This is a genomic window from Pseudomonas khorasanensis, from assembly GCF_014268505.2.
In the GTDB taxonomy this organism is placed as follows: domain Bacteria; phylum Pseudomonadota; class Gammaproteobacteria; order Pseudomonadales; family Pseudomonadaceae; genus Aquipseudomonas; species Aquipseudomonas khorasanensis.
This window is the reverse complement of the sequence record NZ_JABWQP020000018.1, coordinates 27,836-41,696: the sequence shown is the minus strand read 5'-3', so window position 1 is coordinate 41,696 and position 13,861 is coordinate 27,836. Positions and strand designations below refer to the sequence as shown.

The 13,861-nt window shown below is 60.9% G+C and carries 18 protein-coding genes; 8 read left to right on the top strand and 10 right to left on the bottom strand.

What is annotated here, in order from left to right:
• Positions 1–48: 48 nt before the first annotated feature.
• A complete protein-coding gene (locus tag HU727_RS24215) occupies positions 49–246 on the bottom strand; it encodes a hypothetical protein (RefSeq protein ID WP_186530673.1) in 198 nt (65 codons plus the stop codon).
• Here HU727_RS24215 and ftsY point away from each other — a divergent pair.
• The 4 genes from ftsY (at position 245) to rpoH (ending at position 4,407) form a co-directional block, all read left to right on the top strand.
• The gene (ftsY, locus tag HU727_RS24210; RefSeq protein WP_186530671.1) at positions 245–1,747 is read left to right on the top strand and encodes a signal recognition particle-docking protein FtsY; all 1,503 of its coding nucleotides are present in this window, start codon (positions 245–247) and stop codon (positions 1,745–1,747) included. The two genes, HU727_RS24215 and ftsY, sit on opposite strands and share 2 nt — an antisense overlap.
• Positions 1,744–2,415: a cell division ATP-binding protein FtsE gene (ftsE, locus tag HU727_RS24205; RefSeq protein ID WP_003229148.1), complete on the top strand. Its 672-nt coding sequence runs from the start codon at positions 1,744–1,746 to the stop codon at positions 2,413–2,415. The genes ftsY and ftsE overlap by 4 nt, the downstream gene beginning before the upstream one ends.
• Positions 2,412–3,437 (top strand): permease-like cell division protein FtsX, encoded by a 1,026-nt coding sequence (ftsX, locus tag HU727_RS24200; RefSeq protein WP_186530669.1) that lies wholly within the window; start codon positions 2,412–2,414, stop codon positions 3,435–3,437. Before ftsE ends, ftsX begins: the two co-directional genes overlap by 4 nt.
• A gap of 115 nt (positions 3,438–3,552) precedes the next feature.
• Complete coding sequence (gene rpoH, locus HU727_RS24195) at positions 3,553–4,407, top strand: RNA polymerase sigma factor RpoH (protein WP_016772717.1); 855 nt, start codon at positions 3,553–3,555, stop codon at positions 4,405–4,407.
• Between the two features lie 179 nt (positions 4,408–4,586).
• On the opposite strand, the gene mtgA is transcribed toward rpoH, so the two are convergent.
• Positions 4,587–5,309: a monofunctional biosynthetic peptidoglycan transglycosylase gene (mtgA, locus tag HU727_RS24190; protein WP_186530668.1), complete on the bottom strand. Its 723-nt coding sequence runs from the start codon at positions 5,307–5,309 to the stop codon at positions 4,587–4,589.
• A gap of 74 nt (positions 5,310–5,383) precedes the next feature.
• Here mtgA and HU727_RS24185 point away from each other — a divergent pair, with 74 nt between their 5' ends.
• The 4 genes from HU727_RS24185 (at position 5,384) to trmB (ending at position 7,723) form a co-directional block, all read left to right on the top strand.
• Positions 5,384–5,755: a DUF423 domain-containing protein gene (locus tag HU727_RS24185; protein ID WP_186530666.1), complete on the top strand. Its 372-nt coding sequence runs from the start codon at positions 5,384–5,386 to the stop codon at positions 5,753–5,755.
• Positions 5,756–5,936: 181 nt separating this feature from the next.
• The gene (thiS, locus tag HU727_RS24180) at positions 5,937–6,137 is read left to right on the top strand and encodes a sulfur carrier protein ThiS (protein ID WP_186530664.1); all 201 of its coding nucleotides are present in this window, start codon (positions 5,937–5,939) and stop codon (positions 6,135–6,137) included.
• 56 nt (positions 6,138–6,193) lie between these two features.
• Entirely contained in the window at positions 6,194–6,988 is a 795-nt protein-coding gene (locus HU727_RS24175; RefSeq protein WP_186530662.1) for a thiazole synthase, read from the top strand.
• Positions 6,989–6,997: 9 nt separating this feature from the next.
• On the top strand, positions 6,998–7,723 hold the full coding sequence (gene trmB, locus HU727_RS24170) for a tRNA (guanosine(46)-N7)-methyltransferase TrmB (protein WP_016772721.1): 726 nt from the start codon (positions 6,998–7,000) through the stop codon (positions 7,721–7,723).
• Positions 7,724–7,849: 126 nt separating this feature from the next.
• Here trmB and HU727_RS24165 read toward each other — a convergent pair whose 3' ends face one another.
• The 8 genes from HU727_RS24165 to proC form a co-directional block, all read right to left on the bottom strand.
• Positions 7,850–8,173: a DUF3392 domain-containing protein gene (locus HU727_RS24165; protein WP_008083808.1), complete on the bottom strand. Its 324-nt coding sequence runs from the start codon at positions 8,171–8,173 to the stop codon at positions 7,850–7,852.
• A gap of 34 nt (positions 8,174–8,207) precedes the next feature.
• Positions 8,208–9,413 (bottom strand): radical SAM family heme chaperone HemW, encoded by a 1,206-nt coding sequence (hemW, locus tag HU727_RS24160; RefSeq protein ID WP_225919893.1) that lies wholly within the window; start codon positions 9,411–9,413, stop codon positions 8,208–8,210.
• Positions 9,410–10,006: an RdgB/HAM1 family non-canonical purine NTP pyrophosphatase gene (gene rdgB / locus HU727_RS24155; protein ID WP_186530660.1), complete on the bottom strand. Its 597-nt coding sequence runs from the start codon at positions 10,004–10,006 to the stop codon at positions 9,410–9,412. Before rdgB ends, hemW begins: the two co-directional genes overlap by 4 nt.
• Positions 10,003–10,437, bottom strand: coding sequence for a DUF4426 domain-containing protein (locus HU727_RS24150; protein ID WP_186530658.1), 435 nt, complete (start codon positions 10,435–10,437; stop codon positions 10,003–10,005). The genes rdgB and HU727_RS24150 overlap by 4 nt, the downstream gene beginning before the upstream one ends.
• Before the next feature lie 25 nt (positions 10,438–10,462).
• On the bottom strand, positions 10,463–11,083 hold the full coding sequence (gene metW / locus HU727_RS24145; protein WP_186530656.1) for a methionine biosynthesis protein MetW: 621 nt from the start codon (positions 11,081–11,083) through the stop codon (positions 10,463–10,465).
• A 7-nt stretch (positions 11,084–11,090) separates the two neighbouring features.
• Positions 11,091–12,230: a homoserine O-succinyltransferase MetX gene (gene metX / locus HU727_RS24140; RefSeq protein WP_186530654.1), complete on the bottom strand. Its 1,140-nt coding sequence runs from the start codon at positions 12,228–12,230 to the stop codon at positions 11,091–11,093.
• 205 nt (positions 12,231–12,435) lie between these two features.
• Positions 12,436–13,026, bottom strand: a complete 591-nt coding sequence (locus tag HU727_RS24135) for a YggT family protein (RefSeq protein ID WP_186530652.1) — start codon at positions 13,024–13,026, stop codon at positions 12,436–12,438.
• A 10-nt stretch (positions 13,027–13,036) separates the two neighbouring features.
• Complete coding sequence (proC, locus tag HU727_RS24130; RefSeq protein ID WP_186530649.1) at positions 13,037–13,855, bottom strand: pyrroline-5-carboxylate reductase; 819 nt, start codon at positions 13,853–13,855, stop codon at positions 13,037–13,039.
• Between the last annotated feature and the right edge of the window lie 6 nt (positions 13,856–13,861).

Genomic DNA, 13,861 nt, shown 5'->3' with positions numbered 1-13,861 from the left:
TCCGGTGACTTGATAAGGCTGTATAGGTTCGCGGCGCAAAGCTGTGTTTTACCCACGAAACTCCGCGTTTTCGCCGATCTTTGCCGGGTTTAACCCATCGTTAAAACGATCTTGAGGTGCCTTGAGCGTCTCGACAAAATGTTGCGCGTGAACAAGCTGGATGAAACACAGTCTGTTCTGCATCGAATATTTATTTGCCGGGGCGCCCTGTTGGCGCGTCGCTACCGTGAGATAGCCGTCCTCCATGTTTGGTTCCAACGACGACAAGAAGACCCCAGCTGCGGCTGGCGAGAAGAAAAGCCTGTTCGGATGGCTGCGGAAGAAACCGCAGGAACCCGTCGTCGAACAGCCGCCTGCGATTCCAGAACCGGCCCCCGTCATTGAAGAAGAGCCAGCGCCGATTGTTCTGCCAATCGCCGAGCCCGTGCTGCAACCGGAGGCCGAGTCTCAAGCGCCGTCGGCTGCAGAACTGCCCCTGACGCCGCCTGCCGAGCCCTGGCTGACGCTGCCGGTCGCTGAAGAGCCGGTGGGCTTCGTCGAAGAAGCTGCGTCGGGGATCACTCCGCAGATTCCTCCGCCTGCCCACGAGGCAGCGGCGCAACCGTCCCTTGAGCCTGTCATCGAGCCAGAGCCGGTTGCCGCCGAGCCACCTGCGCCTGTCTTTGTCGCCCCGATTGCTCCGGCCACTGAGCCAGAGCCAGAGCCGATTGTTGCTGCGCCGGTTGCACCCGCCGTGCCAGCTGAAGTCGCTGTCGAGGCGCCTGCTGAGACGCCGATTGAAACGCCTGTCGAAGCCCCGCGCACCGAAGAAACCAAAGCCGGTTTCTTCGCCCGCCTCAAGCAGGGCCTGTCGAAAACCAGCGCCAGCATCGGCGAGGGCATGGCCAGCCTGTTCCTCGGTCGCAAGACCATCGACGATGAGCTGCTCGATGACCTCGAAACCCGCCTGCTCACTGCCGACGTGGGTGTCGAAGCCACCACACAAATCATTCAGCGCCTGACTCAAAAGGTCGCCCGCAAGGAGCTGGCCGATGCCGACGCGCTGTACAAATCCTTGCAAGCCGAACTGGCCGCGATGCTCAAGCCGGTCGAACAACCGCTGAAAATCGCTTCGCAGAACAAGCCTTTCGTGATTTTGGTAGTCGGCGTCAACGGCGCCGGCAAGACCACCACCATCGGCAAGCTGGCGAAGAAGCTGCAACTGGAAGGCAAGAAAGTCATGCTGGCGGCTGGTGACACCTTCCGCGCCGCTGCCGTGGAGCAGTTGCAGGTCTGGGGCGAGCGCAACAAGATCCCGGTCATCGCCCAGCACACCGGCGCCGATTCCGCCTCGGTGATCTTCGACGCCGTGCAGGCCGCCAAGGCCCGTGGCATCGACGTGCTGATCGCCGACACCGCCGGGCGTCTGCACACAAAAGACAACCTGATGGAAGAGCTGAAAAAGGTTCGCCGGGTGATCGGCAAGCTCGACGCCGACGCGCCGCACGAAGTGCTGCTTGTTCTCGACGCCGGCACCGGCCAGAACGCCATCAACCAAGCCAAGCAATTCAACCAGACCGTCGAACTCACCGGCCTGGCGCTGACCAAGCTCGACGGTACCGCCAAGGGCGGGGTTATTTTCGCCCTGGCCAAACAGTTCGGCCTGCCGATCCGCTACATCGGCGTCGGTGAAGGCATCGACGATCTGCGTACCTTTGAAGCCGAACCCTTTGTCCAGGCACTGTTTGCCGAGCGGGAGCGTTCATGATTCGTTTCGAACAGGTCGGTAAACGCTACCCGAACGGTCACGTCGGCTTGCATGAGCTGAGCTTTCGAGTCCGTCGTGGCGAGTTCCTTTTTGTCACCGGCCATTCCGGCGCCGGTAAATCCACGCTGTTGCGCCTGTTGCTGGCGATGGAGCGCCCGACCAGCGGCAAACTGCTGCTCGCCGGGCAGGACTTGAGCACCATCAGCAACGCGCAGATTCCGTTCCTGCGTCGGCAGATCGGTGTGGTGTTCCAGAACCACCAGTTGCTGTTCGATCGCACGGTGTTCAACAACGTCGCGTTGCCCCTGCAGATTCTCGGCTTGTCCAAGGCCGAAATTGCCAAGCGCGTCGATTCCGCGCTGGAGCGAGTGGCGCTGTCGGATAAAACCGATCTGTACCCGGGCGACCTGTCCACCGGTCAGCAGCAGCGCGTGGGCATTGCCCGCGCCATCGTTCACCGCCCGGCGTTGCTGCTGGCGGACGAACCGACCGGTAACCTCGACCCGCGTCTGGCGGCTGAAATCATGGGCGTTTTCGAAGACATCAATCGTCTGGGCACCAGCGTGCTGATCGCCAGTCACGACCTGGCGCTGATCGCGCGCATGCGTCACCGCATGCTGACGCTGCAACGTGGCCGATTGATCGGCGACGGGGAGGCCGGAGTATGAGTGCGACACGCAGTCCCAAGGTTTCCGAGCGCGTGGCCCCGAAGGCCGCCGATCCGCAACCGGCAAAAAAGAAAAAACATGACGATGACGACGGCCCGGACTTCGCCACGCTGTTCCGCGCCTGGGTCGAAAGCCATCGCGCCAGCCTGCTCGACAGCCTGCGCCGTCTTGGCAAGCAGCCGATCGGCAGCTTCTTCACCTGCATGGTGATGGCCGTTGCGTTGAGTCTGCCGATGGGGCTTTCGCTGTTGCTCAATAACGTCGAACGTCTCGGCGGATCCTGGCAGCGCGCGGCGCAGATTTCGCTGTATCTGCAACTCGACGCCAGCGCGCAGCAGGGCGAATCGTTGCGCGAGCAGATCAAAGGCATGCCCGGCGTAGCGGATGCTGAATACGTCGGTCGCGATCAGGCGCTTGAGGAATTCCAGCAGCAGTCAGGGTTGGGTGACGCCCTGCGCGAGCTGCCGGAAAACCCGCTGCCGGGCGTTGTGCTGGTCACGCCGAACGAAGTCGACAAGCCGACCCTGGAAGCATTAAGACAAAAACTTTCCGAGCTGCCCAAGGTACAACAGGCGCAACTTGATCTAGTCTGGGTCGAGCGTCTGGCCGCCATCCTCAAGCTCGGCGATCGTTTTGTCTTTGGTCTGACGGTGCTGTTGGTGTCTGCATTACTTTTGGTGATAGGCAATACCATTCGTCTTCATATTGAAAACCGCCGCACCGAGATAGAAGTGATTAAACTCGTCGGCGGCACTGACAGTTATGTGCGCCGCCCTTTCCTTTATATGGGCGCGTTGTATGGCTTCGGTGCAGGGCTGTTGTCCTGGGGTGTTCTGGCGTTCGGCCTGGACTGGCTGAACGACGCGGTGGTTGGACTGGCCGGCTTGTATGGCAGTGACTTCGCGCTGGCCGGAGTGCCAGTTGCCGACGGTCTGTCACTCTTGCTTGGCGCGGTGCTGTTGGGTTATATCGGTGCATGGATTGCAGTCGCACGCCACCTCAGGGAGCTGGCGCCGAAGTAGAATCTTTTTTGCGCGTGATTGACCTTGCGGTTTTTATGGGAACTTGCGTCTGAGTTCCCGGTCAATTTTTCGCAGTGCCGAGAGGCACGAGTTTGTGAGTCGGAGGTTTTTTCGTATGACCAATTCTTTGCAACCTGCGTATGCGTTGGTTCCGGGTGCGAACCTGGAAGCCTATGTGCACACCGTCAACAGCATTCCATTGCTGACGCCGGAGCAGGAGCGTGAACTGGCCGAGAGTCTCTACTATGAGCAGGATTTGGGGGCGGCTCGGCAGATGGTGCTCGCCCACCTGCGTTTTGTCGTACACATTGCCCGTAGCTATTCCGGCTACGGTCTGGCTCAGGCTGACCTGATCCAGGAAGGTAACGTCGGCCTGATGAAGGCCGTTAAACGCTTCAACCCGGAAATGGGTGTGCGTCTGGTGTCGTTCGCGGTGCACTGGATCAAGGCGGAAATTCACGAGTTCATCCTGCGCAACTGGCGCATTGTGAAAGTCGCGACCACCAAGGCCCAGCGCAAACTGTTCTTCAACCTGCGCAGCCAGAAGAAGCGTCTGGCGTGGCTGAACAACGAGGAAGTCCACCGCGTGGCGGAAAGCCTTGGCGTCGAGCCGCGGGAAGTGCGCGAGATGGAAAGCCGTCTGACCGGCCATGACATGGCCTTCGATCCGGCTGCCGAAGCCGACGACGACAGCGCTTTCCAGTCGCCGGCCAACTATCTGGAAGACCACCGGTACGACCCGGCCCGTCAACTGGAAGATGCCGACTGGAGCGACAACTCCAACACCAACCTGCACGAAGCGCTGGAAGTGCTGGACGAACGTAGCCGCGACATTCTCTACCAGCGCTGGCTGGCAGAAGAGAAAGCCACGCTGCACGACCTGGCGCAGAAGTACAACGTGTCGGCCGAGCGTATCCGTCAGCTCGAAAAGAGCGCGATGAACAAGCTCAAGTTGTCGATCGCCGCGTAATTGGCGCATCCGCAATAAAAAACGCCCCGATCAGCGATGATCGGGGCGTTTTCATTTCTGTTTCAACACAAGTCCCTGTGGGAGCGAGCCTGCTCGCGAATGCGGTTTATCAGTGACATCAACACAGGCTGACACACCGCTTTCGCGAGCAGGCTCGCTCCCACATTGGAATTTCGGTGTTATTCAGCCCAAGGCGCCCGCCGCGAATCATTCAGGCCCAGCAGATAACTGTCCCCACCCAACTGACTCATCTGCTGACGAATCCACCCGGCCCGGCGTGACACATAACCGGTCGGATGACTCGCACTCCAGACGCGCGGATTGGGCAGCACCGCTGCCAGATAACTCGCCTGTTGCCGCGACAGCGACCTGGCGCTTACACCGAAGTGATGGCGGGCGGCAGCCTCGGCCCCAAAAACGCCGTCATCCCACTCGACGCTGTTCAGATACACCTCAAGAATCCGCTGCTTGGGCCACAGCACCTCGATCAGCGCGGTAAACCAGGCCTCCAGACCTTTGCGCAGATAACTGCGGCCCGACCACAGAAAGAGGTTCTTCGACACTTGCTGGCTCAGGGTGCTGGCGCCGCGAATCGATCCGCCCAGTTCGTTATGGGCCAACGCAGCCTGGATTGCGCGCAGATCGAAACCCCAGTGCTCGGGGAATTTCTGGTCTTCGCCGGCAATCACCGCCACCTTCAGATCGTCGGAGATCTCGTCCCATGGCTTCCAGGTGCGCTGCAAATCGATTGGCTCGCCATCGACCCAGGATTCGATCTTGCGCTCGACCATCAGCGCCGTGCCGGGTGGCGGCACGAAGCGAAACAGCATCACCAGCAAAACGCTGCCGCCCGCGAACCAGAGCAGGGCCTTCGTGAGACGACGGAAAATTGAACGCAACATAGAGATGGCTTGGCCGAACCCGTGGAGCGGGCCATTATACAGACCTTGCCGATCGCGTCTGACTGGAGTTCCCCATGCTGCGTGGCTTTTTGATGCTGGCCGCTTTTTTCGGCTTTACCGGTGTTGCGCTGGGCGCCTTCGCTGCCCATGGCCTGAAAAACCGCCTGACACCTGAGTACCTGACGATTTTCCATACCGGCGTCACCTATCAACTGGTGCACACCCTTGCGCTGTTCGGTGTAGCGCTGCTGGCGACGCAGATTCAGGGTCGACTGGTCACTTGGGCCGGCGCATCCTTCACCATTGGCATTCTGCTGTTCTCGGGCAGCCTTTATCTGCTCACAACCACCGGGATCAGCAAGCTCGGCATCATCACCCCGTTCGGTGGCCTGGCGTTTCTCATCGGTTGGGTTTGCCTCGGGCTCGCCGCTTGGCGCCTATCCTGAATCTGACGCTCCCTCCTGTAGGAGCTGCCGAAGGCTGCGATTTTTTGATTTTGTTTTTCAAGAACAAAAGATCGCAGCCTTCGGCAGCTCCTACACGGACGGGTTTCAAGACGAATGGCTTGGGTCAGTCTGACTGATCGGGCTAGAATGCCAGCCCCTAAAAATGATGGCGGCGTTGTGCATGCGCATTCAGTTGAACGGTGAGCCCCTTGAATTGCCCGACGGTGAAACCGTTGCGGCCCTGCTGACCCGTCTGGATCTGACCGGACGCCGGGTGGCGGTCGAACTCAATCTGGACATCGTCCCGCGTAGCCAGCATGCCGACACCACGCTAAACGACGGCGACACTGTCGAAGTGGTGCACGCCATCGGCGGCGGCTGATTCATCCGCCGCCCTGCAGTATTGTGCAAGACCCTCACCCCTCAAGAGGATTCCCCATGAGCATCGTTCGTAGCGACAAGCCTTTTGTGCTGGCCGGTCGTACTTACCAGTCGCGTTTGCTGGTCGGTACCGGCAAGTACCGTGACATGGAAGAAACCCGTCAGGCCATCGAAGCCTCGGGTGCCGAGATCGTCACCTTTGCTGTGCGCCGCACTAACCTGGGCCAGATCGAAGGCGAGCCGAACCTGCTCGAAGTGCTGTCGCCGGATCGCTACACCTTCCTGCCGAACACCGCCGGTTGCTACGACGCCATCGAAGCCGTGCGCACCTGCCGTCTGGCCCGTGAGCTGCTCGACGGCCACAATCTGGTGAAGCTGGAAGTGCTGGCCGACCAGAAAACCCTGTTCCCCAACGTGATCGAAACCCTCAAGGCTGCCGAAACGCTGGTCAAGGAAGGCTTCGACGTGATGGTTTACACCAGCGATGACCCGATCATTGCCCGCCAACTGGCCGAGATCGGGTGCATCGCGGTCATGCCGCTGGCCGGTCTGATCGGTTCGGGCCTGGGGATCTGCAACCCGTACAACCTGCAGATCATCCTTGAAGAAGCAAAAATCCCGGTGCTGGTCGATGCCGGTGTCGGTACCGCGTCCGACGCGACCATCGCCATGGAACTGGGCTGCGACGCTGTACTGATGAACTCGGCCATCGCGCACGCCCAGCAGCCAGTGATGATGGCCCAGGCCATGCAACACGCGATCATCGCGGGTCGTCTGGCCTACCTCGCCGGCCGCATGCCGAAAAAACTCTATGCCAGCGCCTCTTCGCCGCTGGATGGTCTGATCAAGTAAGAGCCATTGATGACTGAATCGAACGACACGCCTGTCCAGCCGGACGAAGGCGATGAGCGCCAACACCGCCGCATCAAGAGTTTCGTGATGCGCGCCGGGCGTATGACCGAAGGCCAGCAACGCGGCCTGGATCAGGGCGCGCCGCTGTACGTCCTGCCGCTGGCCGATGCTCCGGTCGATTACGACCAGGTATTCGGCCGCTCGGCGCCGCGCTCGCTGGAGATCGGTTTCGGCATGGGCCACTCGCTGCTGGAAATGGCTGCCGCTGCGCCGGAGCAGGATTTCATTGGTGTTGAAGTGCACCGTCCGGGTGTTGGCGCGCTGCTCAATGGCGTGCTGACTCAGGGCCTGACCAACCTGCGGGTCTATGATTGCGACGCGATCGAAGTGCTCAACCGCTGCATCGCCGATAACAGCCTCGATCGCCTGATGCTGTTTTTCCCGGACCCGTGGCACAAGAGCCGCCATCACAAGCGCCGTATCGTTCAGGCCTCGTTCGCTGAACTGGTGCGCAGCAAGTTGAAGGTCGGCGGCATTCTGCACATGGCCACCGACTGGGAGCCGTACGCCGAATATATGCTGGAAGTCATGAACGTCGCCCCGGGCTACCGCAACCTCGCCGAAGACGGCAAATGCGTCCCGCGCCCGGCCGAACGCCCGATCACCAAGTTCGAACGTCGCGGCGAACGTCTTGGCCATGGCGTGTGGGATCTGAAGTTCGAAAAGCTGTCTTAAACTGCGCAGTACCCATGTGGGAGCGAGCCTGCTCGCGAAAGCGGTCTGACAATCAACGATGATGTTGAATGTTAAGACGCCTTCGCGAGCAGGCTCGCTCCCACGGTGTTTTGTGGTGTATGCAATTTAGCGGCGATCCGCGACCACGCCGATCAGTACCAGCACCACCAACAACACCGGCGCCAGGCTGTAGTTGTTGAACTGGCTCAAACCCTTGATTACCCAAGGCGTGGCGTAGATCAGCGCGGCGCCGCTGCCGATCAGGCACAGCAACGCCATCAGCGGGACGCGCAGGGCGCCGGCGATGCTGCCCAGGCGTTGCTCGACCCAGCCTTTGAAATCGGCGCCGAACAGCACCAGCAGGCAGCCGACCAGCGCCAGGGCGATTTCCGAAAGGTTGCTGCGGCTCCAGCGGGAGACGGTGGCGAGCAGGTCGAGTATCAGGTCCATGGGTTTTCCTTAGGGCTGCCGTTAAGCGTTGGGCTCAATTCAGAAATTGTTGCAGCAAGTCGTTGAGGAACAACTGGCCGCGCTCAGTCGCCGCCAGGCGTGACGGTTCGACCTGCATCAGACCGCTTTGTTCGGCCTCGCGCCGGCCTTCGGCAAGGGTGTCCAGCGACAGACCGGTTCGCTCGCTATACAGGCGCGATTCCACGCCTGCGGTCAGGCGCAGGGCATTCATCAGAAACTCGAATGGCATCTCGTCGTTCGTCAGGGCTTTCTCACCGGCCTGAAAGCTTTTCGCTGGATTCAGGTAATCCTTCGGCAGTCGGGTTTTCCACGTCCGCACGATACGCCCGTTCGGGTGGCTGAGCTTGCCATGGGCGCCCGCGCCGATGCCGATGAAATCGCCGAAACTCCAGTAATTGAGGTTGTGCCTCGCCGGGCGACCGGCCTGGGCATAAGCCGACACTTCATACTGCGCGTAACCGTGTTCGGCCAGCAGCGCTTGCCCGGCTTCTTGAATGTCCCACAGCGTGTCGTCTTCGGGCAGCATCGGCGGCTGGTTCCAGAACACGGTATTTGGCTCCAGCGTCAGTTGATACCAGGAGATGTGCGTCGGGTTCAGCGCGATGGCCTGGCGCAGGTCGCTCAAGGCGTCGTCCAGCGACTGGTCCGGTAGGCCGTGCATCAAGTCGAGGTTGAAGTTATCGAACCCGGCTTGTCGTGCCATGCCGGCGGCGCGGACCGCTTCGTCGCCGTTGTGAATACGACCGAGCGCCTCAAGCTTCTCCTGCTGGAAACTCTGAATCCCGATCGACAGCCGATTGATGCCGAGCTTGCGATACGCGACGAACTTCTCTTGTTCGAAGGTGCCGGGATTGGCCTCAAGGGTGATTTCGATATCGTGAGCAAACGGAATGCGTTGCTCGACGCCTTTCAATAACCGTCCAAGCGCCTCGGCACTGAACAGACTTGGCGTACCGCCGCCAAAAAAGATCGAGCTGATTTCACGGCCATAAACAGCGTGCAGATCCTGATCGAGATCGGCCAGCAACGCGTCGACGTACTCCTGCTCCGGCAGCACGGGGCTGGCGGTGTGGGAATTGAAATCGCAATAAGGGCATTTGCGCACACACCACGGAATGTGGATGTACAGCGCCAGGGGCGGCAGGGTTGGCAGCGGCGCCCGGGGCGAAGACGCGGCGCCGCCGATGATCAGCGACGACGCAGAGGAATCAGTGGTCATTTCAAGCCCAGACGCTGGCGCAGCAGATCCATTGCACGGGCGCGGTGGCTGATCCGGTTCTTGTCGGCCGGGCTCAATTCGGCGCTGGAGCAGTCGCGCTCCGGCACCCAGAACAACGGGTCGTAACCGAAACCGTGTTCGCCGCTGGCGGCGGTCAGGATGCGCCCGTGCCACAAGCCTTCGCAGAGGATTGGCAACGGATCGTCGGCGTGACGCACCAGGGCCAGCACGCAAACGAACTGCGCGCCGCGTTCGGCTTGCGGTACGTCTTTTAGCGCGTCGAGCAGTTTGGCGTTGTTCGCCGCATCGCCCTGGCCATCGGCATAGCGCGCCGAGTAGATGCCCGGGGCGCCGCCCAGGAAATCCACCGCCAGCCCGGAGTCGTCGGCCAGCGCCGGCAGCCCGGAAATGCGTGCGGCGTTGCGTGCCTTGAGAATCGCATTCTCGACGAACGACAGGCCGGTTTCTTCCGGCTCGACCTTGCTCCACTCGCCAATCGAGCGCAGTTGCACCGATTCGCCGAGCATGGCCTGGAGTTCTTTGAGTTTGCCGGCGTTATGGCTGGCCAGTACGAGCTGCTTGATGTTCATCATTCGCCGGGAAAGAGTTCTTGGTTGAAGTTGATGGTGTTGATCTTGTCGCCGTTCTGCACCTTGATTTCAAAGGTGCGGGTTTCCTGCTGGGGCACCGGGTATTGAGCGATGTAATAGATCGCGCCCTGTTCGGTGACCTGACGGAAATTCAACGGCACGCTCTGGCTGGTCAGGTCCTTGACCGTACCGGTGACGCTCGCGATCAGCGGTTTGCCGTTCTTCATCACCGAGACATTGATCACACCCTGATGCTTGCTGCGCACCAGCTCTGCGGCCTTGGCGATGTCCGGTTGCAGGAACGTCGAGTTGAAGGTGTTGTAATGCACCGTAACGTCGCCGAAGGTTTCCTTGCGTTCACCCTTGATGACGTCGGCCGCCAAAGCGCCGGCACTCAGGCAGGCGGTGAGTAACAACAACGCTAAACGACCCATGATCATGCTCCTCGAATGGCTCGGCTCAGACCGCGACCTTGTGATCAGCCAGCACCGGGCTGCTGACGCGGTAGATACCGATTTCACCTAACAGATTAGGCCATAGCTTACTGGCCCACCCGTGGCGGTGCTGTTGATCCACGGCAAGCCGATCAATGACCTTGGCGTCACGTTCGCGGCACAGTGCTTCGAAATCTTCAAACGTGCAGAAGTGAATGTTCGGCGTGTTGTACCAGGTGTACGGCAGAAACTCGGACACCGGCATCCGGCCCTTGCTCGCCAGGTACCAGCGGCAGCGCCAGTGGCCGAAATTCGGGAAGGTGATGATGCACTGGCGGCCGACGCGGAGCATTTCGTCGAGGATCTTGTCCGGGTAATGCACGGCCTGCAGCGCCTGGGTCATGACGACAATGTCGAAACTGTTGCTGGCGAAGTTGCCCAGCCCTTTGTCCAGATCCTGCTCGATGACGTTGATGCCCTTGGCCACGCACTCGGCGATGTTGTCCGCGTCGTTTTCCAGGCCATAACCGGTGACGTTCTTGTTGTCGCGCAGCCAGGTCAGCAGCTCGCCGTCGCCGCAACCCAGGTCAAGGACACGGCTGCCGGCGGGGATCCATTCCTGGATGATTTCCAGATCAGCTCTCATGGCTTTCTCACAACGAAATGCGGTTCATGTAATTGCCGAACGCCTGCAGGTAGCGCGGGATCGGAATCAGGAAGGCGTCGTGGCCCTGCGGCGCGTCGATTTCCAGATAGCTGACGTCTTTGCGCGCGGCCATCAGTGCGTCCACCAGCTCCCGCGAGCGGGCCGGGGAGAAGCGCCAGTCGGTGGTGAACGACATCACGCAGAATTTCGCCGTGGCGTGTTCGAAGGTTTTCGCCAGATCATCGTCGAAGTTCGCCGCCGGATCGAAGTAATCCAGCGCCTTGGTCATCAACAGATAAGTGTTGGCGTCGAAGCGTCCGGAGAACTCTTCGCCTTGATAGCGCAGGTAGCTTTCGACCTGAAATTCGACGCTGTGGAAGTCGTAGTTGAGCTTTTCGCTTTTCAGGCCACGGCCGAATTTCTCGCCCATGGAGTCGTCGGACAGGTACGTGATGTGCCCGACCATCCGCGCCAGCATCAGCCCGCGCTTGGGGATCACGCCCTGTTCCTGGAACGAACCGCCGTGGAATTCAGGGTCAGTGAGGATCGCCTGACGCGCCACCTCGTTGAAAGCAATGTTCTGCGCCGAGAGCTTGGGCGCCGAGGCGATGGCCAGGCAATGGCGCACGCGATCCGGATAGGTGATGGTCCATTGCAGCGCCTGCATGCCGCCGAGGCTGCCACCGATCACCGCCGCCCACTGGCCGATCCCGAGCAAATCCGCCAGACGCGCCTGGCTGTGCACCCAGTCTTCGACGGTGAGCACGGGGAAATCAGCGCCGAAGGGCTTGCCTGTCTCCGGGTTCACGCTGCTCGGGCCGGTGGAGCCGTTGCAGCCGCCGAGGTTGTTGAGGCTGACCACGAAAAACTTGTTAGTGTCGATCGGCTTGCCCGGGCCAATGCAGCTGTCCCACCAGCCCGGCTTGCGGTCGTCGACGCTGTGGTAACCGGCAGCGTGATGGTGGCCGGACAAGGCGTGGCAGATCAGCACGGCGTTGCTCGCCTGCGCGTTCAGCGTGCCGTAGGTTTCGTAGATCAGGTCATAGGCGGCCAGTGATCGTCCGCATGCCAGCGCCAGCGGTTCGCTGAAATGCGCGGTTTGCGGCGTTACCAGGCCAACAGAATCGGGGGGAAAGGCAGTTGGCATCGACCCTGCTCTCGTTGAAATGAGGCGTAAGTCTAAAGACCGGGGGGGTTAGCGGCAAGCAACGATGGGGCTCGCCGTGTTCGCTCTGGACCGAGGTGCAGCCATTCGCGAGCAGGCTCGCTCCCACAGTTGAAATGCGATCCAGTGTGGGAGCGAGCCTGCTCGCGAAAATGGCGTATCGGTGATTCAAACCGAACGCACCGGCTTACATCAGCAAACGCAGAATCTCCGGCATCATCGTCATCGCCGCCAGATTGTTGATCACCAGCATGTCGATCAGCTTCAGCGCGAGGAAGGCAAAGATCGGCGACAGGTCCAGACCGCCCAGGTTCGGCAGGAATTTGCGGAACGGCGCCAAGGCCGGCTCGCAGATCTGATTGACCAGCTCGGCGCCCGGGTTGTGGCTGCCCGGCGCGACCCAGGAGAGGATCACGCTGATGATCAGGGCGAAGAAAAAGATCTTCAGGAACAGCGCCGTAACGCCGATCAGCGACCAGATAAACAGTTGCAGCGGATTGCCGATTGTTCCGTAGGTCAGCAGCAGGGTCAGCGCCATCAGCAGCAGTTGCACCAGAATCGCCAGTACCAGCGACGACATGTCGAGGCCGAACAGGCTCGGGATGATCCGACGCAGCGGTTTGAGCAGCGGCTGCGTGGCCTTGACCACGAACTGGCACAGCGGGTTGTAGAAATTCGCCCGCACCAGTTGCAGGACAAAGCGCAGCAGCACGATCAGCAGGTATAGGCTGCCAAGGGTTTGCAGCACGTAAACCGCTGCGGTGTTCAATCCGATCATGAAAGGCTCCTTATTTGCCCAGTTGTTCGGCCATTTCGGCCGAGCGGTGCGCGGCGGCGCCGAGTGCGGTTTCGACCAGCGCTTCGAAGCCGCCAGCCTGGAATGATTTGATTGCAGCTTCCGTGGTGCCGTTTGGCGACGTCACGCGGCGACGCAGCTCGGCAGCGTCAACGTCGCTGGAGACGGCCATGTGCGCGGCGCCCAAGGCGGTTTGCACGGTCAATTGCCCGGCGATTTCCTTGGGCAGGCCGAGCTTGACGCCGGCTGCGGTCATGGCTTCGATGAGCAGAAAGAAATACGCAGGACCCGACCCGGACACAGCGGTCACGGCGTCCAGTTGCTGTTCTTCGTTCAGCCACAGGGCAATGCCGACGGCTGACAGCAACTCTTCGGCTTGCTGGCGCTGCTCGGCGGTCACTTCGCTGGTCGCGTACAAACCGCTGACGCCCTGACGCAGCAGGGCCGGGGTGTTCGGCATGCAGCGCACGATCGGCTGTTCGCCGAGCCACGCGGTCATGCTCGCGCAAGTGATGCCGGCGGCGATCGAGACCACCAGTTGATTGGGCTGAAGGCTCGGGCGGATCGCCTCGCAAACGGCTTTCATTGCCTGCGGCTTGACCGCCAGCACGATGACGTCGACGCCGTCGATGGCCTGGGCGTTATCGGCGAAGGTTTCGATGCCGTGCTCGGCGCTGACCTTGGCGCGGGTGTCCTCGCCCGGATCGCTGGCGCGAATCTGCGCCGCTTCCAGACCCTTGGCGCGCAGACCGCCAATCAGACTGGCCGCCATGTTGCCCGCACCGATAAACGCAATACGTGTGTTGCTCATGTGTGG